Below are 24668 nucleotides of genomic sequence, written 5' to 3' on the forward strand. Positions count from 1 at the left end.
AAATGCAAAATAAGTTGAGATGGAAGATGGATAATTTTTTCGATTTTTTAGGGGAGGGGGAGGCGGACGGAAAAAACCGTGCCCTGCGGTAGGCAATCGCGCACAGAGATTTCGCCGCCATGACTGTGCACGATCTGATGGACAATGGCTAACCCCAGCCCTGTCCCTGTTTCCCGGGTTGTAAAAAAAGGTTCGAATATTCTTTCCCGGATACTTTGCGGGATGCCGTGGCCGTTGTCGGAGATCTCGAAGACAATAGCCCCTTCTTGTGCTTCCTCTTGCTCCCCGGCGCTGGTTTCTTCTGCCCGGAGGACAATCCTGCCTTGCTCAATATTCCGGCAGGCATTGGCGCCATTTGTGATCAGATTGAGAAGCACCTGTCTGACCAGCTGTGGGTCACCCCAGCATTCAAGTTCCGGTGTGATCTGCAGCTCAATGGTCAGGGCCGGGTTCCAGTCTGAGTCTTGTCCCAGGGTCTCCACAGCCTCCAGTGCCAGAGCCCGGAGAGAAAACCATTCTTTTTCCGGGTTCACCGGCTTGGAGAAGAGGAGAAATTCATTAATTGTTGCATCGAGTCTGTCTGATTCCCGCATGATGATGCTGAACAGCCGCTTGTTGATGGAGGTCTCTCGGGCTTCCCTGTCCAAAAGCTGTACCGCCCCTGAGATTGCGGCCAAGGGGTTTCTGAGTTCATGGGCAATACCAGCGGCCATTTCCCCGATGGTTGCCATCTTTTCGGCCTGTTGTACCTGGGCCTCCATCTTTTTTATCTGACTCAAATCCTGCAGAGTATATACGTTTCCGTTTTCTTTGTCGTCATGGGCGGTAAGCCGGGAGCAGGAATATCCCACCGGGATCGATTCTCCGCTTTTGCGTGGAATGGTGGCCATGTGGCGTCGTTCATCCTGAAGCAGGTTCGTTTTCATCCCCGGAAACGCTTGGGCTAATTCCCGGGCGATGATTTCGTCGGCTCTGTAACCGGTTATGAGTTCTGCCGCACGGTTGAAGGATGTCACCCTGTTTTCGGCATCGACGGTAATAATGCCGGTATTGATGTCATCAAAGATCTGCTTGTAGAGAAAAGAAAGGCGGTCATAGTCGCTTGCGGTCTGAAACAGTTCCGCTTCTGTTTTTTGCAGTCTGGTTGAGAGCATGGAGCTTAAGATGGCAACCAGAAAAAAGGTGAGGCTGTAAATGGTGAAATAGTGGAGGAGCATCTGGAAATTGGCCAGTTGCCCAGAGTAGGAGGGGACAAAGCGTGAGGCATATCCGCCATACTCTACCAAAAGAAGAGTCCCGAAAAGCAAAGTGCTGAGGGAGGCAAAGAGAAGACTGCCTCGCCGAAAAAGCATAAAGGCCCCCATGACAATGGGGAAAAAATACACCACGGTGAAAACAGACTGACTGCCGCCGGTGGAAAAAACGAGAAGTGTCACCAGGAGGGTGTCAAGGGTGATCTGCAGATAACCGAAGCGGGAATAGCAGTGGATTATCCGGACAACCAGCGCGGAAAGAATGGTGAAGAGGTACAGCCCGGCAATGAAATAGGCAATATAATGTAAGGGCGGAAGAAAGATGGACGGCGCTTTTGTTTGCAGCAGGATGCTGATCCCCAGCATCAGGGAAAGAAAAAGCACCCTGAAAAACAGCAGCCACTGGATCTGTTTCTTGAGATGATCATTGGCGGCAGGGGAGCCGGTATGCGGGCAGAAGCTGGAAAGTCTCATATGGCCTTTTGAAGCAGGGGCGCAAGGAAAGATCCCTGTCTTTTTTGTATCTTTCTGGACCTGGGCGACATGGGGCAAGCCTCAGATGTTATATTTCTTCGCTTTGTAACGGAAGGAACGGAAGCTCATTTTGAGGAGATCGGCCGCTTTCATTCTGGAATTATTTGTTCTGGACAGCGCTTTTCTGATCAGATTTTTTTCAATATCGGTGACATACTGCTCAAGCCCAAGGTCAAAGGCTACGTGATCCGTTGTTTCGGTGGCACCTTCTTCGGTTCGATCGGGGCCAAGGGTGCGGCCAAGCCGGTGTCCCGACAGGGTAAGGCTTTCCGGCAGAATGATATTGGAAGATTCGAGGGCGACCCCACGCTCGACGATATTCTCAAGCTCGCGGACATTGCCCGGAAAATCATAGTCCATAAGAACCTTCAGGGCATAGGACGAGACCTGTTGCACCTCCTTGCCGAAAAGAGCGGAATATTTCTTCAGGAAATGGTCGACCAAAAGCGGCACATCCCCCTTCCTTTCGCGTAGCGGCGGCATGCGGATGGGGACAACGGCCAGACGGTAAAAGAGGTCCTCCCGGAAGCGACCGGCCATGACCTCCTCTTCCAGATTTTTGTTGGTGGCAGAAATGATCCGGACATTGACCTTGATGGTTTCGGTGCCGCCGACTTTTTTAAATTCCCGTTCCTGCAGGACCCTGAGAAGTTTGGTCTGGATAAGCGGAGCGAGTTCGCCGATTTCATCAAGAAAGGCGCTGCCATTGTTGGCCAGCTCGAACAGCCCAATTTTATTGGCAATTGCTCCGGTAAAGGAGCCCTTGGCATGGCCGAACAACTCGGACTCGATAAGGTTTTCCGGAATGGCGCTGCAGGTGATGGGAACAAAGGCGTTCGCCGCAACCTTGCTGTGTTGGTGAATGGCCTGCGCCACCAGTTCTTTGCCGGTTCCGGATTCGCCATAGATGAGGACGTTGGCCTGGGTTGGGCCAATGCGTTGGACAAGGTCATAAATTTTGAGCATCTCCGGGCTGTTGCCGATGATGCCCGCGAAAGAATCTCGGTCCTTGACCGGAGGTTTCTCCTGCCGGCTCCCAAGGGCTGCCTTGATAACCGAGAGGATGTCATCCACCTTAAACGGCTTGGTAATGTAGTCGTAGGCCCCGTTTTTCATGGCCAGCACCGCATCTTCCGGTGAGGCGTAGGCGGTGATCAGCACCACCGGAATGGAGAGGTCCTGTTGCTTGACGTTTTCCAGGAGGGCGAGACCGCTCAAATCCGGCATGCGGATGTCTGAGATGATCAGGTCGAAAGAGTGTTGTTGAAGGAGTCCCAGGGCCTCGGCCCCGCTGGCGGCAACACGGGTTGCATAGCCGCTTTTGTTCAGGAGGATGGTGAGAAACTCCCGCATACTGGGTTCATCGTCAACAACAAGTATCTTGGCTATTTCGGCCATGGTGAGTGCTCAAGGCTGGAGGTCGTTTTCAGAAGGTGTTCAATTGATGTTATCTTAACAGAAAATCTGCCCCCTGAAATAACAAAAACGCCGAAAGCGTTTAAGCCATGCCTGTGAGCCGCGAATCAGGACGGGGAGGCCGATGGGTTGCCAGTGGTTTTGGTTTTTTAAACGTAAAAAAAGGCATCCGTACCAAGTACGGATGCCTTTCCCCTGCCGGAAGCAGGAACTGACTAGTTTACAGGCTTAGTGATTCTGGGCAGCGCCCGAACCCATAGGTACCCGAATATCTTCGACCAGATGCTGAATATGTTCTGGCGGCGGCTTTGTGAAGCTCGAAACCGCAAAGGCGACGATAAAGTTGATCAGCGCGCCCACTGCCCCAAAAGAGCCAGGGGAGATGCCAAACATCCAGTTTGCTGCATTATCCGGGGCCATGGCGGTTGAAGCGATAAACATGAACCCTTTATACCAGAAGATATAGAGCAGGGTGGAACCAAGACCGGCAAGCATGCCGCAGATGGCGCCGGCACTGTTCATCCGCTTGACAAAGATTCCCATCATAATGGCGGGGAAGATTGACGAGGCGGCAAGGCCAAAGGCCAGGGCGACAACCTGGGCGGCAAATCCCGGAGGATTGAGGCCCAGATAACCGGCAACGAGGATGGCGCCGGCCATGGCGATACGTCCTGCTTTTAACTCAGTCTTGTCATCGATGTTTTTGGCGAGCATGCCCTTCAAGAGGTCATGGGAGATGGAGGAAGAGATGGCAAGAAGCAGGCCGGCCGCAGTGGAAAGGGCCGCCGCGATACCACCAGCCGCCACCAGGGCGATGACCCAGTTGGGCAACTTGGCGATCTCGGGGTTGGCGAGCACCATGATGTCGTTGTCCACCTTGGTCAGTTCGTTTCCTTTCCAACCAAAGCCTGCGAATTTACTTTCGGCGTGTTTTGTTGCGGCTTCGTCCACCTTGGTCTGAGCAGCGGTCACATCGCCGCCTTCCTTCTGAGCCTTGGCAAGATCAGCTTCCGCAGCACTCAGGCCGTTGTCGCTGTAATACTGGATCTTGCCGTCACCGTTTTTGTCTTCAAAGCCAAGGAGACCGGTTTTTTCCCAGTTGTGCATCCACTGCGGCCGGGAATCCATCGCCAGGTTTCCCTCCGGTGAACCAACCTCCCCGGGCTGAATGGTATTCATCAGGTTTAAACGGGCCATCGCACCAACTGCAGGGGCCGTGGTGTAAAGGATAGCAATAAAGACCAGCGCCCAACCTGCGGAAGAACGAGCATCCTTAACCTTGGGCACCGTGAAGAACCGAGTGATTACGTGGGGCAGACCAGCGGTGCCGATCATCAGGGACATGGTCAGCAGAAAGATATTCAGCGTACTCCCTTTTTGTGCCGTATAGGCGTTAAACCCAAGTTCAACCACCATTTTGTCAAGCTTGTCAAGAAGGTAGATACTTTCGCTGCCGCTCATGGTCGATCCCAGTCCAAGCTGGGGAAAGGGATTGCCGGTGAGCTGAATGGAGATGAAAACGGCGGGGACGGTGTAGGCAAAGATCAGGACCACGTACTGAGCGATCTGGGTGTAGGTGACGCCCTTCATCCCACCAAGAACGGCATACACAAAGACGATGGCCATGCCAATGAAAAGACCCATCTCAAATGGGATTTCAAGGAAACGGGAGAAGGCCACACCGATGCCCTTCATCTGGCCGATAACATAGGTCAATGAGGCGACGATCAAGCAAACGATGGCCACCAGACGGGCAGTCTGGGAATAGAAGCGGTCGCCGATAAACTCCGGGACCGTGAACTTGCCGTATTTGCGCAAATACGGGGCAAGAAGCATGGCCAACAGGCAGTAGCCGCCGGTCCAGCCCATCAGGTATGCGGAGGCGTCATAGCCGCCCATGGCAAGCATTCCGGCCATGGAAATGAAGGAGGCAGCGGACATCCAGTCGGCGCCGGTGGCCATGCCGTTCAGGACCGGGTGGATACCCTTGCCGGCCACATAGAACTCGCCGGTGTTTTTGGCGCGGCTCTTTAAAGCAATATAGAGGTAGAGAGCGAAGGTAGCCCCAACCACGATGTAGGTGGTAATCATCAGATCAGACATATTCAGTTCTCCTTACGCTTCTTCGACGTTGAATTTACGGTCAAGCTGATTCATACGCCAGGCGTAGAAAAAGATCAGTGCCACGAAGATATAGATCGATCCCTGCTGGGCAAACCAGAAGCCAAGTTGATAACCGCCCAGTCGGATAGCATTCAACTGATTGACAAACAAGATACCGCAGCCGAACGAGACAAAGAACCAGACAATTAGGCAACCGATTACAAGCCGGATATTTGCCTGCCAGTACTTCTGTGCATTATTCATGCGTTTCTCCTCATAGTTAAAAAGTTCTCTTTTATCTACGCATCAATTTTACTCACGGGGATGATCGAATGAGTATATATACGCACATGGTAATGATGTCAACGGGATTTTCCACCGTGATCAAGGCGACTTGAGGCGTTATTGCGCACAACCGGCGAGTATCGGCGGGAAAATCCCCGCAGAGTGTTTTTTGGCGCACTTAAGTTGGCGGAAAACTCTCTGCAAGGCACGATCGTCATCGCCTGCGGATTTCCGGTTAATGGCTGATCCATATACAAAATTTTAAATCCTGCCGGCCTGATAGATCTCCTTCAGGGTCAGCAACCCGCCTTTTCTGAATTTTTTGAGGAGAAAGAGGAAAAGATAGGCCGTTTGCATTGCATCTTCAAAGGCATCATGGGACTTGAACGTGGGGAGGTGATATTCTTTGGCCAGGGCCTCCAGGGCATAGCTGCGTGACCAATCTTCTTCTCCATGAAAATGTCCGGACAGCACCCGCCTATAGCCACGAGCCATGCGAATGGTGTCAATTCCCGGATTGGAGAGGGTGCCACCCAGAACCTTGCGGGCGGCACGATTCAAAAAAGCCATGTCGAGCGAGACACAATGCCCCACCACGAGGCTGCTTCCTGCAAATTCGACAAAGGCCGGGAGAACCTCCTCCAAAGGGGGAGATTCCGCCAACTGTTGCGGGGTAATGCGGTGGATCAGGGTGGCCGGAGTATGCTGGGTATTTTTTGGCTTGATATAGCGATGGAAGGTGGCGCCAAGATCGATTTGCAGGTCCCGGATCAGGACAGCACCGATGGAGATGATTTCATCGTGTTTCAGATCAAAACCGGTAAGCTCGGTGTCGCAGACCACAAAGGTATACTCGGTAAGGGGCCGGGATTGATCAAAACGGGAAAAGATCTCTCGGTTCTGGATAATGAGCGGATCGGGTGAGGCAAACCAAGAGCTTGGCTTCAGCAGATTAACCATTATGTCACCGGATACATCTGATCCAGCACACCATAGAGCCTTTCAATGACCGTGAAGGCTTCCTTGAGCATCCTGCGTTCCAGATCGGAAAGATCCGCCGGGTCGATATAATTGTCTGGATTGATCCCGGCCTCAATCTGCCGCAATTGATGCACCAAGCGTTGCTGCATCTGGAGTTCGTAAGCCTCACTGGCTGCGGACCATAACTCACCCAGAATCAATTCTCCTTCCATCAGGGCCTTCAAGCGGGCCAGGGTATTGGTCTCTTTTATCCCGAATTTCAAGGCCAGCACCCGGGCAAAATTAACAAAAGGAGTCAATCCCTGCCGTTTAATATCCAGGCGGTTCTTATGTTCCCCATCTTTTTCCACAATGAAATTCTTGAAAAAGGAGAGGGGAACACGGATTTCAGTACACTGACGGGAGAGATGGAACAAAAACAGTTCGCGGCCCGCTATCTGCTTGTTGAGGTGGTTTCGCAGCTCCTCGGCAAGCAGAGCCTCACCGAAACCGGCCCGGAAATCAAAAAAAATCGTGGCATAGCGCAGCTCTTGCGGGTCAGGATCGGCAACCCAGCGTTCAAAATAGTGTTTCCAGGCCGAAAGAGGTTGGCACCAGCGCGGATTAATGGCCATAACCTCACCGGGACAGAGCGGATAGCCGCAGTTGACCAGATGTTCAATAGCCTTGGCGGCAAAGGCTTTGAAATACGTCTCTGCCGCCTCTCTTTGCGCCTCATCTGCCGGATCAGCATAGAGGATGGCATTATCCTGGTCGGTTTTGAAGGTTTGCTCCCGGCGACCTTCACTGCCCATGAGCAACCAGCAGTAAGGAACCGGCGGTATGCCCAATTCTTTTTCCAGCAAGGTCAACATCCGTTCCAGGATATGATCGTTGAGGATGGCGATCATCTGGGTGATATTTCCGGCCTTTGCCCCTTCTCCGATTAGCCCCCGAATCACCTCCGGGATCTTTTTTGCCAAGGGATACAGGTCGGTAATCTGCTGCTGGCCCCGGATCTCCTTGAGCAGATAATAGGGCGAGTGGCCCTGCAGGAGCATGATGTCGTGGGAGGTGATCACCCCGATGATCCGCCCGGTGCGCTCCACCGCCAGATGATGGACCCCGGTGGCCATCATCTTCAAGAGAACGTCAAAACAGAGTGCTTGGGACAAGACGGTCTGTACCGGACCGCTCATGATGCTCTGAACCGGTTGCTGAAAATCCAGCCCGGCAGCAACCACTTTTTTTCGGAGATCCCGGTCGGTGATAATGCCGATAATCTTTTCCGGATCATCCACCGCATGGACCAGCAGGCAGCCCACGTGATGTTCGGACATCAAGGCGGCGGCCTCTTGAATGGTGGCGCTGGAGACAACCTTGCGGATGGTCTTCACCAAATCGCCAACCTTGATGGAAAAAAGGTAGAGATCCTCGTTGCTCCGCCGCGCTATCTTATGGTGGCGCAGTTCATTATAGGCGGTGGAGACAATCTTTTCTGAAAAACTCTTCAGGTAAAAGTGGGCAAAGGATGCTTGATTTTCAATGAGGTCAAGAAATATTTCCCGGGGCAGGAGGAAACAGAAGGTGTCCTCCACGGTCTCGATGTTGAGATTGGCAGGGGTGTTGCGGATTATGGCCAGGGCTCCGATATAGGCCCCTTCCCCCCGAAAGTCCTTGAGGGTGACCTCGCCGTTGTCATCTTCCAGAAAGGCTTTGACCCCGCCGCGCTGGATCAGATAAAGATGGGTCAGTTCGGTGGTGTCCGCAGTAAGAATCCTGGTTCCCTTGGGGAAAAAATCAATTCGACAATGGTGGGCAAGGGAGCGCAGGGTTTTCTCTTCAAGGGTGCTAAAGGGCATTATCCCCTTGAAAAAAGAGATCGCCACTTCAGGGGCGACCACATGGACATCGTTTTCCTTGAAGGTTGTCATTGTCGTTTTACGCTGCTCAAGTTGCAGGGTAGAGATCCCCTGGATTTTTCTCTCTTCTCGCGGGGAGATCTTTCAGGTCTCACCGTATCTGGTCTTGTTGTGGCGATGGTGGCTCAGCTTTTCTGGTGAATGTTTCTGCCCCGTATCCCGGGATACCAATAAAATGACAAGACGTTTCATTGTCGGTGCATTCAAAGCTTATCTCATAATCCCGTCGTTGAAAAGATCCTTCTGCCCAGCACCTGATCAATGATCGGGCGAAATGCTTATCTTCTGGCGCTCTTGACATTGAAGACTGTAACAGAGTAAAAAATCTTGAGAAATTCTTTACGCTTATAAACAGGATTTGAAGGGGAAACCAATTTCATGCAGAAAGATCACCCGGTTATTATTCCGGTTATTCTTGCCGGAGGCTCCGGCACCCGATTGTGGCCGTTATCCCGGGAATGTCATCCCAAACAGCTTCTTCCCTTGGTCAATGACAAGACCATGCTTCAGAATACCTTGCTCCGGGTCCAGGGGTTGAAAGGGGTTTCCTTGCCTATCGTTGTCTGCACGGAAGAACATCGGTTCTTGGTGGCCGAGCAGGTCCGTGCCATCGGTTGTGCTGCGACGATTATCATCGAGCCTGTGGGGCGGGATACGGCCCCGGCTGTTGCCGTGGCCGCCCTTGAGGCAGTCGGGCAAAACGAAGAGGCGATTATTCTTGTCCTTCCCGCAGACCATGTAATCGATAACGAGATGAATTTTGCCGAAGCTGTGGCCCGGGGCGTTTCTTTCGCCTCGCACGGGCAACCGGTCACCTTTGGTATTGTCCCGCAGAGTCCACATACCGGTTATGGCTACATTAAAAAAGGAAGCGAGATTAGCGGGGCGGAGCCGCCTGTTTTTGCGGTGGACGGCTTTGTGGAAAAGCCTTCTTTGGAAAAAGCCCGGGAGTATTTGGCAGAAGGGTATCTCTGGAACAGCGGGATGTTTCTTTTTCCGGCGGCAGGATTTCTCGCCACCCTCAAGGAGTTTGAGCCGACAATGGCCGATTGCGTGGCGCGGGCCTATGTTGCCCGCACCCATGACCTGGATTTCACCCGGCTTGATTCGCTGGCTTTTTCCGAAAGCCCCGCCAACTCGGTTGACTATGCGGTGATGGAGCGGGTTCGGGATACGGTGGTCGTGCCCTTGGATTGTTCCTGGAGTGATGTGGGTTCCTGGGAAGCACTTTGGGAGATCGGCGAACAGGATGCTCAGGGCAATGTCTTTATCGGCAATGTTCTGGCCGAAGGGGTGAGTGGGTGTTATATCCACGCCGGAGACAAACTTGTCGCGGCAATCGGGCTCAGCAATCATATTATCGTCGAGACCAAAGATGCGCTGCTGGTCGCAGCAAAGGATCGGACCCAGGAGGTGAAGGCCATTGTCAAGCGCCTTACGTTGGAGAAGCGCGATGAGGTCCGGCTGCATAAAAAGGTCTTCCGTCCTTGGGGGTCTTATGAATGCGTTGATTCCGGGGATCGATTTCAGGTGAAACGGATCATGGTGAATCCCGGCGCCACCCTGTCGCTGCAGCGGCATTTTCACAGGGCTGAGCACTGGGTGGTGGTAAAAGGCACGGCCCATATCACCAATAGCGAGCAGACTATTATTTTAACGGAAAATCAATCCACCTATATCCCGCTAGGAGCAAAACACCGGCTGAAAAATCCCGGCACGATCCCCCTTGAAATTGTCGAGATCCAGACCGGCAGCTATCTCGGGGAGGACGACATTGAGAGACTTGAGGATTTGTATGGCCGTTAATTTGAGTCTTTTGGGTTGTCTCCTGGCGATCTTCCTTGGAAAAAGAATTTAAAAAACAGCTGGTTGCCATGCCTTTCTAATACAATCTGCCGAATTTTATTTGCACTTTATATTTAATGGGTATATCAACAAATGTGTTGCATGAGGGGTGGTTGGGGAACCGTGTAGGGGGAGTATTCATCTCTGCGAAAAGGTGAGAGCGGATGCAGCGTGTTTTGGTGCTTGGCGGGAGTGGCTTTGTTGGCAGGGCGCTGGTGCAACGCCTTGTGGCTGATGGTGTTGAGACAGCTGTTCTCGCGCGGCGGGCTTTTCCCGAAGCAGAGGTGTTGGGCGTACGGGTCTTTTCCGGTGATATTTGCGATCTGGATTTCCTGACAAATTCACTGGCCGGGTATGATACCGTAATCCATCTTGCCTCGAAAGCCGGAATCTGGGGGGATAAAAATGAATATTACCAAACCAATGTCTCCGGCACCCAAAATGTTATAGATGCCTGTCGGGCAAATGCGATTTCTGTACTCGTTTATGCCAGTACGCCCGGGGTTGTCTATCAGAAAGACGATCTGTGCGGCGTGAATGAACGCACCCCGTATGCCAGGAATTTTCTCAGTGACTACGCGCGAAGCAAGGCGATTGCCGAGAAAATGGTTCTTGATGCCAATGCAGAGGGCCTGAAAACCATCGCCTTGCGACCGCATCTTATCTGGGGGCCGGGAGACACCGATCTTATTCCCCGTCTTTTGGGTCAGGCCAGATGCCGGCAGTTGAAGCGGGTGGGGGATGGGCATAATCTTGTTGATGTCACCTATATCGATAATGCCGTGGATGCCTTTGTGTTGGCAGCAAAAAACTTGCATGGGCAGGCAACCGGTGCCGGGAAGCCCTACTTCATCTCCCAGGGGGAACCGGTAAATCTCTGGAACTGGCTCAACAAATTTTTCCGCCGACTTGATATCCCCATTGTCGAGGAGAGCATTTCCTTCCACAAGGCCTATTTGGCCGGGGTGGTCATGGAAGCTTTTTGTACCCTTTCCAAGAGAAAAAAAGAGCCATGCATGACGCGGTTCCTTGCCGTGCAACTGGCGAAATCCCATTGGTTCTCCATCGAAAACGCCAACCGTGATCTGGGGTATTTCCCCAAGGTTTCGACAGGTGAGGGAATCAACACCATTCTGCAGTGGGTGAATAAGAGCCAGCTGTAGGATTCTGATTGGTTTGTTTTTAGCACCCTCGTGTCTCTGATTGTTTTCTTGTTACAACTGTACTGTAGTCCATAACCCGAGTTCTTTCTTCCCCTCAGGTGGCAGTATCGGGCTCCCCCAGTCGCGCCAGAATCCGAGTGCGTGCCGTGTCCCGAAGTTTCAGCGCCACTTGCCACTCATCATCCCCTTTTCCGTATAACGGTTCACCGATCAGTACTTGGAGCACGCTGTAATGTGGCCGACGCCTTTCGCCGCGAAGCAGTGTCCGGGTGCCGATCAGGGCAATCGGCACCACAGGGATGCCACAGCGTGCGGCAATGACAAATGCCCCCAAACGAAAGGGCAGCAGGCCCGACTCGCTTTGGAAGGTCCCTTCTGGAAAGAACACCAGGGAAGCGCCTGCCCGAGTCAGGTCAGCCATGCCGTTGGTGTCCTCCGCGCCGCGCGTGCTGTCGAAACGTTCAACGAATGCGCTGTCCAGCCGGCGTAAGGGGAGAGCGGCAAGCGTTTTGTTGAGTAACTCCTGCTTGGCGACGTAGGTGAACCGTGGCGGCAACACCGCCGTAAGGATGAGTGCGTCCAGATAGCTGGCGTGATTGGCGACGACAATTGTCGGGGTGCTCTCGGTAAGGTGTTGCAATCCCTCCACCCGCGGTGTCAGTCCGGTCAGCGACAAAACAAGGCGTGCGCTTGTCCTGGCAATGTTTCGGCGCAAGGTGAGCGCGGGGGCAAGGACGATCAGGCACCAGGCGAAGGGGACGATGGCGGCAAAGACCGTCCAGGCCCAGGCGCTCCACGCGCACCCGACGCATCGGTGTTGCCAACGCTTTGTCTGCGTCTTTATGCCGGAGTAAACCAGGTGTAGTATTTGCCGCCAAGGTTTGTGGTGCGCATTGATGAGCACGCCGCGTTCGTAACGTTCGCGGCAGGCGGAGCGGCGAATTTTGCCGCTGGAGGTTTTCAGTACAGTGCGCGGGGGGACAAGGACGATGTCGTCGACGGGGAGTCCCAGCAAATCTATGGCGAGTCGATTGATTTCGCTCTGGATGCGGCTGCGCTCTTTATTCCTGGCGAATTCCTTTATTTCGGCGAGGACCACCAGCCGTTCCGTGCCGGTCTGGGGGGCAGTCGCGGGAAACACCGCCACCCCGCCTTTGTGAACGCCGCGCACCTGATTCACTGCTTCTTCCAACTCCTGGGGATGAATATTGTGCCCGCCGCGGATGATGATATCCTTCTCGCGCCCGGTGAGGTAGAGATCCTCTGTCGCGAGATATCCCAGATCACCGGTATTGAGCCAGGGCCCATCGAACAGGAGCTTGGTGGCTTCGGGGTTGCGGAAATAGCCGCGGGTCGCGGATGGGCCCTGAAACTGCACCATTCCTTGCCTGCGTTCCGGCAATACTTGGCCAGTGGCGTCAACAATGCGGATAGCGTGCTCCGGCAATGGCCTCCCGCATGAGACGATATGCCGTGGGTTGGGATCTTCCATTGACGCGACAAGGGCGATTCCCGTTCCGGAAAGCGCCTCGCGATCCACGCGGTCAATGAGCGGCCCGCGTCCAAGGGGCGGAAAGGCAAGGCCGACAGAAGATTCCGCCAGGCCATAAACCGGAGTCATGGCCTTTGGACCGAAACCATAGGGAGCGAGTCGGGCGGCAAAATGACTCAGGGTGTCTGAACTGACCGGTTCGGCGCCGTTGTAGGCCAGCCGCCAGCAGCTCAGATCCAGGCCGTCGAGATCGCGGTCATCGAGCTTGTTGGCACAGAGTTCATAAGCGAAATTGGGGGCCGCCGATACGGTGGCACGATGTCGGTGGATGGTCCACAGCCAACGACTGGGCCGGGCGAGGAAGGCAAGCGGCGACATCAGCACCAGCAGGAAGCCGACGCTGAGGCTGCCCATGCAGGCGCCGATGAGTCCCATGTCGTGGTAGAGCGGTAGCCAGGAGACAAAAATGTCTGCCGAGGTGATGCCCGAAGCTTGCTCCATTGCGCGCAGGTTGGCGAGTAGGTTGGTGTGGGTCAGCACGACGCCCTTTGGGTTGCCGGTGCTGCCGGAGGTGTATTGCAATAAAGCGATGTCCTGCGCGTTAGGTCGTGGCAAGGGTTGCGGGATGATGGGACCGGACAGTTCCGAAACTGTCACAACGCTGCGTAGCGAGGAGCATTGTGCGCGCAACAGGTGGCCGAGCGCCTTGGCTCGTTCGTCGGTGACGAGGATGCTGGCCTCGGCATTGGTGATAATTCCAGCGATGCGCCGCATGTGATCTTCGATTTGCGATGGGCGTGTTGGTGGGTAAAGGGGCACCGGCACGCAGCCAGAATAGAGCGCGCCGTAAAAAGCGGTGAAAAATTCGCGCCCGGTGGGCAGCATGATGGCGATTCTGTCACCATTGCCTAAACCCTGGGTGCGTAAGCCGGCTGCCAGTTCCCGGGACTCTGTCTGCAGCATGCGATAGGTAATTTCTTCTGTCCGCTCCTCATCGACATAGAACGTGATATGCGTCCGTTCTCCGTGTTGCGCAACATGCCAGTCAAGCATTTCGTTCAGCGTGGCTATGGTTTCCGGGGGATGTCCGATTTCGCATAGCGTCTGCGTGGCAAAGTGGGGCGAGGCGGGTATGGTGGCCAGGGGCTGGCTCTCCATCAGTGCCAGCAGATCGCGTGGGGTGTCTGCCTCGGCCAATGCCGTCTCGCTCAGCCTCACCCCCGTCTCGCGCTGGATGCGGACAAGCAGTTCCATGCGTGCCAGGCTGTCCAATCCGAAATCGCTGTCCAGCGCATGATCCAGCCCAAGGTGCGCCATGGCTTTAGAAGTTGGGCGCAGTTCGCCGGAGAGCCTGCGCACGATGCCGAGCAAAAGATCGGCGGCAGGAATCTCTTGATGGGAGGAGGGGGATGTTTTTATAGGCATGCTCGCATGTCCCGGCAAAACCTCCTGCGAAACCCGATGTGCAGGGCGTGGTGTCTCTTTTTTATCTCGGTTGCTGCTCTTCTTTTAATTTCCGGCGTAGAATCTTGCCTATGGCGGATTTGGGAAGCGTTTTGCGGAATTCGACATGCTTTGGGATCTTGTATGCGCTCAGATAAACCCTGCAGTGTGCAATCACCGCTTCGGCCGTGAGAGAGGTATCTTTTTTCACCAGATACACCTTGACCGCCTCGCCGCTTTTTTCATCAGGGATTCCCACAACGCACACCTCCTTGACCCCCGGGAGCATCATCACCACGTCCTCAATCTCGGTGGGGTAGGCCTTGAAGCCGGAGACCACGATCATGTCCTTGTGGCGGTCGATGAATTGGATGTAGCCGCGCTCGTCCATCACGCCAATGTCTCCGGTGCGTAACCAGCCATCGGCGCTGAGGACGCGGTCGGTTTCTTCAGGCATGTTCCAGTAACCCCGCATTACTTGGGGCCCTTGCACGCAGATCTCACCCTGTTCGTTCAGGGGCAGCTCGCAGCCATTTTCGTCCCGGATTGCTACCCGGGTGGAGGGAATCGGGACGCCGATTTTGCCGCTGAATGTCTTGGCGTTCAGCGGATTGACGCAGACGATGGGTGAGGCCTCGGTCAGTCCATAGCCCTCGATGAGCGGCATTCCCATCATTTGTTGCCATCCTTCCGCCACTGCGCGCTGCACTGCCATGCCGCCGGCCACCGAAACCTTGAGTGCCCCGGCGTTGGCTTTTTTTACGGCCTCAAAGCTGGGTTCATGCAGGAGAAGATTGAACAGGGTGTTGACGCCGGTTATGGCGGTGAAGCGGGTCTTTTTTAATTCTTGCACGAAGCTATGGATGTCGCGGGGATTGGTGATCAGGATATTGTTTGCCCCCCACTTTACGAAGGTGAGCAGATTGGCGGTGAGGGCGAAGATATGGTAGAGGGGCAGCGGGGTGACGATCAGCTCTTCGCCTTCCTTGAGGGTGGAGCCGATCCAGGCCGAGGTTTGCTCCACGTTGGCCACCATGTTGCCGTGGCTCAGGATCGCGCCCTTGGCCAGACCGGTTGTTCCGCCGGTATATTGAAGGAAGGCGATGTCCGTATGATCGATCGGCACCTCGGTGCGTGTGTGGTGTGCGCCAAGTTTCAGCGCGGAGTTAAAATCGATTGCGTCCGGCAGATCCCAGCGCGGCACCATGCCTTTGATCCATTTGATGACGAAATTCACCATATATGCCTGCAGGGGTGGGAAGAGGTCTCCTATTTCGGTGGTGATCACATGACGCACCGCAGTTGTGGCGATGACCTCCTGCAGCGTGTGGGCGAAATTCTCCAGCACCACGACGGCCAAAGCCCCGGAGTCGGCCAATTGGTGTTGCAGTTCGCGGGGGGTGGAAAGCGGATTGACATTGACCAGCACTATGCCTGCGCGGAGCGCACCGAAGAGCGCACCGGATATTGCAGCAGGTTGGGCAGCATGATGGCCAAGCGATCGCCTTTGTTCAGCCCGACAACGTGTTGCAGGTAAGCAGCAAAATTACCGGATAGGCGGTCGAGTTCGCCATAGGTCATGGCAACGTCCATGTTGGTGAAGGCGGGATGATGGTGAAATCGTGCGCAACTCTGTTCGAACAGGTCCCTCAGTGAGCTGAAGCGGAAAATATCGACCTCGGCCGGAATACCTTGTGGGTAGTGCTTCAGCCAGACTGGTTCCATGGGGTTCCCCCTTTTCAGACGGCTTCTGCTGCTGCCTATGGACGCTAATTAAACAGGAGGCTGTTTTGTCCAGGCCTTTTGGCAAGGGATGGAGGATGAAACGAAATCACCTTTGCAGGTGGAGAGAAACGATTGGGGAAAAACCATGAGGCTTATGAATTGGAACGCTTACCTTCTTTTTATCGGGAGATGACAATCACTGTCAAGCAGATAAAAGAGCGAAGTTCCGCAAGATATTATGGTGGGGGCGTTATTCCAGAGAACCTTTTTTTGCATTTCGTTTCTGTGATTTTTCCCGGGATGAATCTGGAAAACAACAAAAAATATCTTGCAGATAATTTATTATTTTCATAATGTGACCGCCTGGTCATATTATGGATACCCAACTTGCGCAGCCAAAACAAACCTTCGTGAATCTGCCGCCGGAAAAGCGCGAAAATATCCTGCGTGCGGCGGTTGTCGAGTTTGCCGAGCACGGGTACCAGCGGGCAAGTCTCAATAATATCGTCAAGCAGTTGGGGATATCCAAGGGCTCGCTCTACCAGTATTTTGACAACAAGGAAGCCCTGTTCCTGCATGTGTTTGACCACTTCACCCAGCAGGTGAAGCGGTATGTCAAGGTGTCGGTCATGGGCAATGGCCAGGATGATTTTTTTGTTGTGGCCCGACAGGTATTACTGGCAGGCATAGCCTTCATCGATAGCCACCCGGAGTATTTTCAGGTCTACCTCAAGGTGTTGTTCGAGCGGGATGTCCCCCGGCGGGAGGAACTGGTGGCCAGGGTTCGCCTTTTTTCCTTGGAATATTTTGGTCCCCTGGCGGAGCGGGCCATGGCCCAGGGCGTGTTGCGCAGTGACATCCCGGCCCAGAAGGTGGTATTTATTTTGGACGCCATGCTCGACCGCTTCCTGCAAGGATACGCCCAGCCCTACCTCGACGGGGGGCTGGCGCTTGCCGGGATGTCTGCCGATCGATTGCATGATGAGATTGACAGTATGGTTGCGGTCCTGCGTACCGGCTTGCAGCCTTTTGTTACGGGAGATTGAACAATGGAACAGATGGTGGTTGCGGCAGGGCTTGGAGATATCCTGGACAAGGTCAAGGCAGGGGAGCGTCTCAGCAACGAAGACGGGGTCCGGCTCTATAAAACGAACGATATCCTGGCGCTTGGCTACCTGGCCAATCTGGTGCGGGAGCGGCTCAACGGCGATCGCGCCTATTTCATCTACAACCAGCACGTCAACTATTCCAACATCTGCACCAATCTCTGCAAGTTTTGCGCCTTTGGCAAGGACAAGGAGTCGCCGCAGGCCTATGAGATGACGGTGGATCAGGTCAAGGCCAAGGTGCGCGAGCGTCTGGCCGAGCCCATTACCGAGGTGCATGTGGTGGGCGGCATTCACCCCGATCTTCCCTATCAGTACTATCTGGACATGTTGCGCGGCATCAAAGAGGTGCGGCCGGAGATCCATATCCAGGCCTTTACCTGTGTGGAGATCGCCCATCTGGCAGAGCTTGCCGGAAAGTCCGTGACCGAGACCCTCAAGGAATTGGTTGCCGCGGGGCTTGGCTCGATCCCTGGCGGTGGGGCGGAGGTTTTCAGCCCCCGGATCCGGCAGCGGACCTGTGAGAAGAAACTCTCCGGCGAGGGGTGGCTCGAGGTCGCCAAGGCTGCGCATCGGCTCGGGCTGAAAAGCAACGCCACCATGCTCTACGGGCATATCGAGACCATGGAGGAGCGGGTCGAGCATCTTGCGGCGCTGCGCGAGGCGCAGGATGAAACCGGCGGCTTTCTTACCTTCATTCCCTTGGCTTTCCATCCCAAGAATACCGAGATGCACGATTTGGCCAAGACCAGCGGCCTTGACGATCTGAAAAACATCGCGGTGGCCCGCTGTTTTCTTGACAACTTTGCCCACATCAAGGCCTACTGGGTGATGATCGGCCCCAAGCTGGCCCAGGTTGCCCTTTCCTTTGGCGCGGACGATGTGGACGGGACGGTCAAAGAGGAACTGATTACCCATATGGCCGGCGGGGAAACCGGCGGGACTATGGCCGACACCGAGTTGATCCGCTTGATCCTGGATGCGGGCAGAAAACCGGTGGAACGGGACACCCTCTACAACGTGATCAGGGAGTACTGAGTCCCATGGATATGCAGCGGATCACGGAAAAGGTTTTGGCCGGTAAGCGGCTTACGATTGACGAGGGGTTGAGCCTTGCTGAACACGCCGATCTTTACCAACTGGGGTTTCTGGCCGACGCCATCCGCCGGCGAAAGCACCCCGAGCCCATGGTCACTTATGTGATCGACCGCAACATCAACTATACCGACATCTGTGTCTCCGCCTGCAAGTTCTGTGCGTTTTTCAAATCGCCGGAAGACCCGGATGGGTCGGTGTTGTCCTTTGCCGAGCTCGGCGAGAAGATCGAAGAAACCAAGCGTCTTGGCGGGACCCAGATCCTCCTGCAGGGCGGACTCCATCCGGACAAGCCTTTAGAGTTCTACGAGGAAATGCTCCGCTTCATCAAGGGGCACGGTATTCATATCCACGGTTTTTCCCCGCCCGAGGTCTGTCATTTTGCCACCTTGTCCGGTCTGCCGGTGCGGGAGGTCTTGATCCGTCTTCAGCAGGCGGGGCTTGATTCCATTCCCGGCGGCGGCGCGGAGATTCTCTGCGATCGGGTGCGGCAGGAAACCGCGCCGCGGAAATGTTCCACCGATGCCTGGCTCGGGGTCATGGAAGAGGCGCACCGTCTCGGGATGCGCACCACCGCGACAATGATGTTCGGGCATCTGGAAACCACGGCGGAGCGGATCGAACATCTGGCCCGAGTGCGTGAGCTGCAGGATAAAACCGGCGGTTTCACCGCTTTCATCCCCTGGCCGTTTCAGCCGGACAACACCGTGCTTTCCCATCTTCCCAAGACTACCGCCTGCGGCTACTTGAAGATGCTGGCGCTTTCCCGGATCTTTCTGGACAATATCGACAATATTCAGGCCTCCTGGGTGACCCAGGGGCCGAAGATTGCCCAGCTCTCGCTTTTTTTCGGGGCCAATGATTTCGGCAGTACCATGATTGAGGAGAATGTGGTGGCCGCGGCCGGGGTGGGCTTCCGTCTCTCCGAACAGGAGATCCGCACCTTAGTGCAAGGCGCTGGCCGTGTCCCCAGGCAGCGCACAATGGATTACACCTTGGTGTGACATGCAGGAATACCCCCGTTATCTCTACCGTGCACCCTTTGTAGTCCAGGGCAATGGCCCGATTATTGCCGATGGTGCGGTACTCACCGAAGACGGCCTGGTTGTGGCGGTGGGGCGGTATGCTGAGCTGAAAGACCTCGATGCGCAACTGGAAGACTATGAGGGGCACGTCATTACTCCACCCTTGGTCAACTGCCATGCCCATCTTGAACTCTCGTATCTCTCCGGGCTGGCTACTGCCGGGAGCGATTCTCCCTCGCCCGGCGACATGACCGGTTGGATCCGTTCCCTGCTCGCCGCCCGGGCGGAGAATATAGAGCAGGACACCGTGCATGATGCCGCGCTGATGGCGCTGGCCACATTGTATGCCGGGGGATGCCGGGGGGTGGCCGATATCGGTAATCGTCCGGAAAGTTCTTTTTTGGCGGAGGGGTTCAAGACCGAGGTGCTCTTTTTTCTCGAAATGTTTGGACTGTGCGGCGAATCCGAGGAATCGGCGCTGGCCGCCTTGTCTGGATTTGCTGCTGATGTCCGCTGTACGGCGCATGCCCCCTATTCCACCGGAGCAAGGTTGATCCAGGCATTAAAAAAGAGGGCAGGCAGAGAGAGGAGTCTCTTTCCCATGCATGTGGCCGAATCGGCGCAAGAGATTGAATTTTTGCGTACCGGCTCCGGACCGTTTCGGGATTTTCTGCTCGAGCGGGGGGTGGCGGTTGACTCCTTCACCCCGCCCGGCATGGGGGCGGTCCGGTATCTGGATTCCCTGGGCGTGCTGGATGCGCAGACCCTCTGTGTTCATGCTGTGCATGTCGATGAGGAAGAGATCTCGCTTTTGGCCGCACGCGGGGGTGCAGTCTGTCTCTGTCCTGCCAGTAATCGTTACATGGGGGTAGGCACAGCGCCGGTGGAAAAAATGCTCGCCCAGGGCATTCCCCTGGTTTTGGGTACCGATAGTCTGGCCAGCAACCCGCAGCTGAATCTCTGGCAAGAGATGCAGGTATTACGGCAAGACCATCCTGCTCTCGCCCCCGAGGCGGTCTTTGCCATGGCCTCGGTCAATGGCTCCCGCCTACTCGGCCTTGGCGGACGCCTGGGCACCGTGGCCCCCGGGGTTTCCTCCTCTCTGTTGGCGGTGCGCTGCCAGGCGAAGAACGAGGGTGATGTTTTGGAGTATCTTACCTCCACCGGCACGGATATTAAGCTTGAGTGGCTCGAATAACAGGATGAAGATCACGGCCAGAATCGGGATGGTGAATTATATCAACACCGCTCCTCTCTATGAGGTGTGGCAGCAAACCGTTCACCGTCCAGACTGGCTGGTTACCGAGGCGCCGCCCTCTCAGCTTAACCGGATGCTCCACGAAAAGGAACTGGACCTGGGTTTTGTCTCCTCCCAGGAATATGCGCTGCACCCCGGGGAGTATAGGATTCTGAGCGATCTCTCCATTTCTGCCACCGGGCAGGTGGGCAGTGTTTTTCTCTTTTCGGAAGTGCCTTTTACCCAGTTAGAAGAACAACTTGTCCTGCTCAGCTCCCAGTCCCAAACCTCGGTGAGCCTGGTCAAGATTATCCTTGAGGATTTCTATCAGGTTCGGCCCAGATATTGCGCTGGGATGGCCACTGATCTTGCCGTTTCACGGGAAAGGCCCATGGCGGTATTGGCTATAGGCGACGAGGCTTTGCGTCTGGCGGCCGGAGAAAGGTATCCCCACCGACTCGATCTTGGCGAAGCATGGCAGGCCCGCACCGGTCTGCCCTTTGTTTTTGCGGTTTGGGCGGTGCGGGAGGACTTTTGTCGTTCCGCTCCGGACACGGTCCTGGCTATCCATCAGGAGCTGCTCCGTTGCCTGCGGGAGGGCAAGAAACGGCTGCGGGAGATCAGTGCCGCTGTGGCCGGGCGGGTTCCCATGGACGAAAATGCCTGCTACCGCTATCTTCAGGGGATTGAATATGATCTGGGCAGTGAAAAGCAGGAGGCGTTGACGCTATTTTTCGAGTATCTTGTCTCGCGTGGGGAGGTTCCGGCCACGGCGCTTCCCATAAAGGTTTGCGGAAATCATTGAGCATATGAAGAATCCAGACGAAAAGAAGAAATTTGTTCAGGAAAAGTTCTCCTCGATCAGCGGGAAATATGATTTCCTCAATTCGGTGTTGAGTTTTCAGATCGACCGTTATTGGCGCTGGGTCACCACCCGGGAGTTGAAGGAGTTCCCCGAGGGCGCGGTTCTCGACCTTTGTGCCGGCACCCTGCCTCTTTCCCTGGAGTTGACCCGGCAGGCCAAGCACCGTCAGGTTCTGTCCGTGGATTTTTGTGAAGACATGCTGCGGGCCGGGATGCAGCACCTTCCCGCCGATGAGCGGAAAGGGAGGATAGGGCCGGTGTGCGGGGATGGAGAGCAGATCCCCGTGAAAAGCGGGACGGTCTGGGGAGTTACCGTGGCCTTCGGGGTTAGGAATCTGGCGAGAACCCAACAGGGATTGAATGAAATGTATCGGGTGTTGAAGCCGGGGGGCAAGCTGTTGATCCTCGAATTTTCCCGGCCGCAGAATCCTGTGGTCAAGCCCCTCTATAATTTCTATCTCAACCGGGTATTGCCGAAGATTGCCGGACTTGTATCCGGCGACACCGAGGCCTACGAGTATCTTGCCAGCTCCATTGCCGAATTTTATACGCCGGAACAATTGCTGGGCATGATGCAACAGGCAGGATTTGCCACAACCTACCATCGACCGTTGACCTTTGGGGTGGTGACGGTCTATGTGGGGGTAAAATGAAAAAAGTTGTCCTGGCCATAACCGGAGCAACCGGCGCGGTTTACGCCCTGGAGTTTCTCAAGCTCTGCCAGCCCCTTGGGGTTGAGGTGCATGGGCTGCTGTCCGAGGCGGGAGAACAGGTGCTCGGGCTTGAGCTTGGCATGTCCCGCCGGGATCTCGACCCTTTTGTTGCCCGCTGGCATGATGTGCACGATTTTGCCGCGCCCATGTCCAGCGGCTCCAGCGATTTCAGCGGCATGGCGGTCCTGCCCTGCACCATGGGGAGTCTTGCCGCCATTGCCAACGGTATTTGCGGCAATCTCATCCATCGGGCCGCGGATGTCATGCTCAAGGAGCGTCGCCCACTGGTTCTGGCGGTCCGGGAAACACCCTTGAATAAGACCCACCTCACGAATATGTTAAAGGCGCACGAGGCTGGGGGGATCATCTGTCCGCCTATGCCCGCCTTGTACCACCGGCCCCGGAGTATCGAAGAGATGGCCCGTCTGTTTGCGGGGAGGGTTGCGGGACTGCTCGGCATCGAGGTTGCGGACCTGCCCAGATGGCAGGGCATACCCCCGGAGGAAGAGGCATGATGGCGGGTCGCAACCAATCTGTTGCCAGAGAGGGCCGATGATGTTGCGCAAGGTGAAGGACCTGCTTGAGATGATCAAGTTCGGGCATACCATTTTTGCCCTGCCCTTTGCTCTGATCGGGGCGTTTCTGGCAAAACGCGGAGTTCCTGAAGCCGCCACCTTTGTCTGGATCATTTTGGCCATGGTCGGTGCCCGGACTGCGGCCATGGGCTTCAACCGCATTGCCGACCGGAAGTTTGACGCCGCCAACCCCCGCACTGCGGATCGGGCTATCCCCAGTGGTGCCGTACGGCTGGCGGAAGCCTGGGGAATGGTTGTACTCTTTGCCCTGCTCTATTTTGTTGCCTGCTCTCAACTCAATCCGCTCACCTTGCTGCTTTCCCCTTTTGCCCTGGGTCTTACCTTCCTCTATTCCCTGACCAAACGTTTCACCTGGCTCTGCCATGTGGTTCTCGGTATCGCCCTGGCTTTTTCTCCCTTGGGCGGTTGGGTTGCAGTTAAAGGGAACCTTTTTGATTTCCCCTTTGTCCTCTCTCTTGGAGTGCTCTTCTGGGTTGCTGGTTTTGATACGGTGTACGCCTGCCTTGATGCTGATTTTGACCGCCAAGCAGGGCTCTATTCCCTGCCTTCACGGTTCGGTCGGGAAAAAGCCTTCAAACTAGCGGTTTTTTTTCATGGGTTGGCCTTTCTTTTGTTTATTTGCACAGGTATAGTATCTCGCTTGAATATTTATTATTATATGGGAATCGCTCTTACGGCCGGGGCTCTTTTTTATCAGCATATCGCTGTGAATCCGAGGGACCTGTCCCGTATCCAGCTTTCATTTTTTACCATGAACGGTCTTATCAGTCTTACCCTGTTTGTCGCAACCTGGCTTTCGTTGGTAGTTTGAGCAGAAAAATCTCATTATAAAAGGAACTGTCATGCAATTTGGAAAAATTCATAAAGCCGTTCTCGTTTCGTTCGCTCTTGGGGCCACCGTTGTTTTTGCAACCACCCTTTGGGCCAAGCCGGAAAAGAAGGCGCAGGAAGTCGCGGCTCTTGTAAACGGTGAACCCATTGTTGCCGCTGCGGTGCAGGGGGAGATCAATGGGATTTTGGGTCGCTTCCAGGCACAGGGCCGTAAACCCAGCGAAACCGAGATGGCCACGCTGCGGGAGTCGGTTCTCGACAAGATGATCAAGCTCGAGTTGTTGAGTCAGGAGAGCAAAAAGGCCGGAGTAACGGTCGGCAGCACCGAGATTGACACTGAGATGAAAGGATACAAAAAGGGTTTCGCCGATGATAAAGCCTTTGCCAAGGCTTTGAGCGAAGCAGGGCTTACCGAGGTGGAGTTGCGCAAGCAGGTGGGTAAAAATCTGACCATCCAGAAATTTATCGACACCAAGTTTAAGGGCAAGGCTCAGGTTACAGAGGCTGAAGCCAAGGATTTCTATAACAACAATCAGGATAAGTTTGTCCAGCCGGAAATGGCGCATGCCCGTCATATCCTTATTAACGCAAAAGAAACAGAGTCCAAGGCAGATAAGGACCGTAAGCGCGCAAAACTGGTGCAGATCCAAAAACAGTTGAAGGGCGGCGCTGATTTTGCTGAATTGGCCAAGCAGTATTCCGATTGTCCGAGTAAAGAGCGGGGCGGGGATCTTGGCTTTTTCCCTAGAGGCCAGATGGTGAAACCGTTTGATCAGGCTGTGTTTAAAATGATGCCCGGCGACACCAGCGACATTGTGGAAACGGAATTCGGCTACCACCTGATCAAGCTTGAAGAGAAAAAACCGGCGAAGACGGTGAGCTTTGATGAGGCAAAGGCCAAGATTACCGCTTATCTTACGCAGGAAAAGGTCACCAGCAATATAGAGACCTTTCTTGCCCAAGTGAAAAGCAAGGCGACGATCAAGATCCTGACACCCACAGCGAAAAAATAGTATTACTGCGAAGTTCCTTTAAAAAAATGGACATGGTTTATACAAAC

18 protein-coding genes and 1 pseudogene are annotated in these 24668 nt (G+C 54.8%); 11 read left to right on the forward strand and 8 right to left on the reverse strand.

The annotated features are described in order from the left end of the window. Positions 1-47 precede the first annotated feature (47 nt). The 6 genes from OLX77_RS10445 to OLX77_RS10470 all read right to left on the reverse strand — a co-directional run bounded on the left by OLX77_RS10445 (position 48) and on the right by OLX77_RS10470 (position 8485). Entirely contained in the window at positions 48-1727 is a 1680-nt protein-coding gene (locus OLX77_RS10445; protein WP_307633541.1) for a two-component system sensor histidine kinase NtrB, read from the reverse strand. A gap of 81 nt (positions 1728-1808) precedes the next feature. Next, positions 1809-3176 (reverse strand): sigma-54-dependent transcriptional regulator, encoded by a 1368-nt coding sequence (locus OLX77_RS10450; protein ID WP_371877509.1) that lies wholly within the window; start codon positions 3174-3176, stop codon positions 1809-1811. Between the two features lie 255 nt (positions 3177-3431). Then, positions 3432-5306 carry a sodium:solute symporter family protein gene (locus OLX77_RS10455; RefSeq protein WP_307633543.1) on the reverse strand — a complete coding sequence of 625 codons (1875 nt, stop codon included), beginning with the start codon at positions 5304-5306 and terminating at the stop codon, positions 3432-3434. A 12-nt stretch (positions 5307-5318) separates the two neighbouring features. After that, the gene (locus OLX77_RS10460) at positions 5319-5570 is read right to left on the reverse strand and encodes a DUF4212 domain-containing protein (protein WP_307633544.1); all 252 of its coding nucleotides are present in this window, start codon (positions 5568-5570) and stop codon (positions 5319-5321) included. Between the two features lie 282 nt (positions 5571-5852). Further along, the gene (locus OLX77_RS10465) at positions 5853-6551 is read right to left on the reverse strand and encodes a 3'-5' exonuclease (RefSeq protein WP_307633545.1); all 699 of its coding nucleotides are present in this window, start codon (positions 6549-6551) and stop codon (positions 5853-5855) included. Continuing rightward, complete coding sequence (locus OLX77_RS10470) at positions 6551-8485, reverse strand: DUF294 nucleotidyltransferase-like domain-containing protein (RefSeq protein ID WP_307633546.1); 1935 nt, start codon at positions 8483-8485, stop codon at positions 6551-6553. The genes OLX77_RS10465 and OLX77_RS10470 overlap by 1 nt, the downstream gene beginning before the upstream one ends. A 366-nt stretch (positions 8486-8851) precedes the next feature. On the opposite strand from OLX77_RS10470, the gene OLX77_RS10475 reads away from it, so the two are divergent. Beyond that, complete coding sequence (locus OLX77_RS10475) at positions 8852-10279, forward strand: mannose-1-phosphate guanylyltransferase/mannose-6-phosphate isomerase (RefSeq protein WP_307633547.1); 1428 nt, start codon at positions 8852-8854, stop codon at positions 10277-10279. 203 nt (positions 10280-10482) lie between these two features. Continuing rightward, positions 10483-11481 carry an NAD-dependent epimerase/dehydratase family protein gene (locus OLX77_RS10480; protein ID WP_307633548.1) on the forward strand — a complete coding sequence of 333 codons (999 nt, stop codon included), beginning with the start codon at positions 10483-10485 and terminating at the stop codon, positions 11479-11481. Positions 11482-11575: 94 nt separating this feature from the next. Here OLX77_RS10480 and OLX77_RS10485 read toward each other — a convergent pair whose 3' ends face one another. Both OLX77_RS10485 and OLX77_RS10495 read right to left on the reverse strand, forming a co-directional pair. After that, the gene (locus tag OLX77_RS10485) at positions 11576-14398 is read right to left on the reverse strand and encodes an AMP-binding protein (protein WP_307633549.1); all 2823 of its coding nucleotides are present in this window, start codon (positions 14396-14398) and stop codon (positions 11576-11578) included. Positions 14399-14459: 61 nt separating this feature from the next. Further along, a pseudogene (locus OLX77_RS10495) lies at positions 14460-16141 on the reverse strand (AMP-binding protein). A 374-nt stretch (positions 16142-16515) separates the two neighbouring features. Between OLX77_RS10495 and OLX77_RS10500 the strand changes: the two are divergent. The 9 genes from OLX77_RS10500 to OLX77_RS13275 are packed head-to-tail and all read left to right on the forward strand — an operon-like array spanning position 16516 to position 24621. Next, complete coding sequence (locus tag OLX77_RS10500; RefSeq protein WP_307633550.1) at positions 16516-17187, forward strand: TetR/AcrR family transcriptional regulator; 672 nt, start codon at positions 16516-16518, stop codon at positions 17185-17187. Between the two features lie 3 nt (positions 17188-17190). Next, entirely contained in the window at positions 17191-18285 is a 1095-nt protein-coding gene (mqnE, locus tag OLX77_RS10505; RefSeq protein ID WP_307633551.1) for an aminofutalosine synthase MqnE, read from the forward strand. 5 nt (positions 18286-18290) lie between these two features. Next, complete coding sequence (gene mqnC, locus OLX77_RS10510) at positions 18291-19346, forward strand: cyclic dehypoxanthinyl futalosine synthase (protein WP_307633552.1); 1056 nt, start codon at positions 18291-18293, stop codon at positions 19344-19346. 1 nt (position 19347) lies between these two features. Next, positions 19348-20565 (forward strand): amidohydrolase family protein, encoded by a 1218-nt coding sequence (locus tag OLX77_RS10515; protein WP_307633553.1) that lies wholly within the window; start codon positions 19348-19350, stop codon positions 20563-20565. Then, entirely contained in the window at positions 20549-21409 is an 861-nt protein-coding gene (locus OLX77_RS10520; RefSeq protein WP_307633554.1) for a menaquinone biosynthetic enzyme MqnA/MqnD family protein, read from the forward strand. Before OLX77_RS10515 ends, OLX77_RS10520 begins: the two co-directional genes overlap by 17 nt. 4 nt (positions 21410-21413) lie before the next feature. Then, a complete protein-coding gene (gene ubiE, locus OLX77_RS10525; protein WP_307633555.1) occupies positions 21414-22121 on the forward strand; it encodes a bifunctional demethylmenaquinone methyltransferase/2-methoxy-6-polyprenyl-1,4-benzoquinol methylase UbiE in 708 nt (235 codons plus the stop codon). Then, positions 22118-22696: a UbiX family flavin prenyltransferase gene (locus OLX77_RS10530; RefSeq protein ID WP_307633556.1), complete on the forward strand. Its 579-nt coding sequence runs from the start codon at positions 22118-22120 to the stop codon at positions 22694-22696. The genes ubiE and OLX77_RS10530 overlap by 4 nt, the downstream gene beginning before the upstream one ends. 37 nt (positions 22697-22733) lie before the next feature. Beyond that, complete coding sequence (locus OLX77_RS10535) at positions 22734-23588, forward strand: UbiA-like polyprenyltransferase (RefSeq protein WP_307633557.1); 855 nt, start codon at positions 22734-22736, stop codon at positions 23586-23588. A 31-nt stretch (positions 23589-23619) separates the two neighbouring features. Continuing rightward, positions 23620-24621: a peptidylprolyl isomerase gene (locus OLX77_RS13275; RefSeq protein ID WP_371877475.1), complete on the forward strand. Its 1002-nt coding sequence runs from the start codon at positions 23620-23622 to the stop codon at positions 24619-24621. Positions 24622-24668: the final 47 nt, after the last annotated feature.

Origin of the sequence: Thiovibrio frasassiensis (genome assembly GCF_029607905.1) — a bacterium.
In the GTDB taxonomy this organism is placed as follows: domain Bacteria; phylum Desulfobacterota; class Desulfobulbia; order Desulfobulbales; family Desulfurivibrionaceae; genus Thiovibrio; species Thiovibrio frasassiensis.

Bases quoted from the DNA above. Each gene is read 5' to 3' on its own strand.
- OLX77_RS10465 (WP_307633545.1), bottom strand. From the start codon at position 6,551: ATGGTTAATCTGCTGAAGCCAAGCTCTTGGTTTGCCTCACCCGATCCG.
- OLX77_RS13275 (WP_371877475.1), top strand. From the start codon at position 23,620: ATGCAATTTGGAAAAATTCATAAAGCCGTTCTCGTTTCGTTCGCTCTT.
- OLX77_RS10470 (WP_307633546.1), bottom strand. From the start codon at position 8,485: ATGACAACCTTCAAGGAAAACGATGTCCATGTGGTCGCCCCTGAAGTG.
- ubiE (WP_307633555.1), top strand. From the start codon at position 21,414: ATGAAGAATCCAGACGAAAAGAAGAAATTTGTTCAGGAAAAGTTCTCC.
- OLX77_RS10455 (WP_307633543.1), bottom strand. From the start codon at position 5,306: ATGTCTGATCTGATGATTACCACCTACATCGTGGTTGGGGCTACCTTC.
- OLX77_RS10515 (WP_307633553.1), top strand. From the start codon at position 19,348: ATGCAGGAATACCCCCGTTATCTCTACCGTGCACCCTTTGTAGTCCAG.
- mqnC (WP_307633552.1), top strand. From the start codon at position 18,291: ATGGATATGCAGCGGATCACGGAAAAGGTTTTGGCCGGTAAGCGGCTT.
- OLX77_RS10485 (WP_307633549.1), bottom strand. From the start codon at position 14,398: ATGCCTATAAAAACATCCCCCTCCTCCCATCAAGAGATTCCTGCCGCC.
- OLX77_RS10475 (WP_307633547.1), top strand. From the start codon at position 8,852: ATGCAGAAAGATCACCCGGTTATTATTCCGGTTATTCTTGCCGGAGGC.
- OLX77_RS10460 (WP_307633544.1), bottom strand. From the start codon at position 5,570: ATGAATAATGCACAGAAGTACTGGCAGGCAAATATCCGGCTTGTAATC.
- OLX77_RS10535 (WP_307633557.1), top strand. From the start codon at position 22,734: ATGATGTTGCGCAAGGTGAAGGACCTGCTTGAGATGATCAAGTTCGGG.
- OLX77_RS10480 (WP_307633548.1), top strand. From the start codon at position 10,483: ATGCAGCGTGTTTTGGTGCTTGGCGGGAGTGGCTTTGTTGGCAGGGCG.
- OLX77_RS10445 (WP_307633541.1), bottom strand. From the start codon at position 1,727: ATGAGACTTTCCAGCTTCTGCCCGCATACCGGCTCCCCTGCCGCCAAT.
- OLX77_RS10530 (WP_307633556.1), top strand. From the start codon at position 22,118: ATGAAAAAAGTTGTCCTGGCCATAACCGGAGCAACCGGCGCGGTTTAC.
- mqnE (WP_307633551.1), top strand. From the start codon at position 17,191: ATGGAACAGATGGTGGTTGCGGCAGGGCTTGGAGATATCCTGGACAAG.
- OLX77_RS10500 (WP_307633550.1), top strand. From the start codon at position 16,516: ATGGATACCCAACTTGCGCAGCCAAAACAAACCTTCGTGAATCTGCCG.